This is a genomic window from Streptomyces humicola (assembly GCF_024436035.1).
GTDB classification, from domain to species: domain Bacteria; phylum Actinomycetota; class Actinomycetes; order Streptomycetales; family Streptomycetaceae; genus Streptantibioticus_B; species Streptantibioticus_B humicola.
In genome coordinates this window covers 1-1,389 of record NZ_JANFNG010000074.1, presented here as the reverse complement: position 1 = coordinate 1,389, position 1,389 = coordinate 1, and the positions used below count along the sequence as shown (strand labels likewise).

Here is a 1,389-nt window from a genome sequence, read left to right as displayed (position 1 = left end):
CTGGCCGAGTTCGGCCGTAAGGAGATCACGCTGGCCGAGCATGAGATGCCCGGTCTGATGGCCATTCGCAGGGAGTATGCCGCGTCCCAGCCGTTGGCTGGTGCGCGGATCACGGGTTCGCTGCACATGACGGTGCAGACGGCCGTGCTGATCGAGACGCTGGTGGCGTTGGGTGCGCAGGTGCGCTGGGCCAGCTGCAACATCTTCTCCACCCAGGACCACGCGGCGGCCGCGGTCGCAGTGGGGCCGAAGGGGACACCGCAGGACCCGCAGGGCGTTCCGGTGTTCGCGTGGAAGGGGGAGACGCTCGAGGAGTACTGGTGGTGCACTGAGCAGGCGCTGACCTGGCCGGATGCCTCCACCGGTGGTCCGAATATGATCCTGGACGACGGTGGGGACGCCACGCTGCTGGTGCACAAGGGCGTGGAGTTCGAGAAGGCCGGATCCGCACCTGATCCGTCGACGGCGGACAACGAGGAGTACCGGATCATCCTGCAGGTGCTGAACCGCTCCATCGCGGCCAACCCCACCAAGTGGACCGCCATCGCGTCGGAGATCCGTGGTGTGACGGAGGAGACCACTACGGGTGTGCACCGGCTGTACGAGATGCACCGCGAGGGCGCGCTGCTGTTCCCGGCGATCAATGTGAACGACTCGGTGACGAAGTCGAAGTTCGACAACAAGTACGGTTGCCGGCATTCGCTGATCGACGGGATCAACCGGGCCACCGACACCCTGATCGGTGGCAAGGTGGCCGTGGTGTGCGGTTACGGTGATGTGGGCAAGGGGTGTGCGGAGTCGTTGCGCGGCCAGGGCGCGCGGGTGATCGTGACGGAGATCGACCCGATCTGTGCGTTGCAGGCGGCGATGGATGGTTTCCAGGTGACCACGCTGGAGGAGGTCGTCGAGAGTGCCGACATCTTCGTGACGACCACGGGGAACAAGGACATCATCATGGCGTCGGACATGGCCAGGATGAAGCATCAGGCGATCGTGGGGAACATCGGTCATTTCGACAATGAGATCGACATGGCTGGTCTGGCGGAGGTGCCGGGGGTCGTCAAGAGCGAGGTCAAGCCGCAGGTGCACACCTGGACGTTCCGGGACGGCAAGTCGATCATCGTGCTGTCGGAGGGGAGGTTGCTGAACCTGGGCAATGCGACCGGGCATCCGTCGTTCGTGATGTCGAACAGCTTCGCCAACCAGACCATCGCCCAGATCGAGCTGTTCACCAAGCCTGAGGCCTACCCGATCGGCGTCTACGTGCTGCCCAAGCACCTGGACGAGAAGGTCGCCCGCCTCCACCTCGGCGCCCTCGGCGTCAAGCTGACCACGCTCCGCCCCGAGCAGGCCGCCTACATCGGCGTCCCGGTCGAGGGCCCGTACAAG

General features: G+C 65.1%; 1 protein-coding gene. It reads left to right on the top strand.

Annotation, left to right across the window (positions count from 1 at the left end; all coding sequences use genetic code 11):
- A partial coding sequence (gene ahcY / locus NGB36_RS33000; RefSeq protein ID WP_255924343.1) for an adenosylhomocysteinase occupies positions 1 to 1,389 on the top strand: 1,389 nt, incomplete at both ends.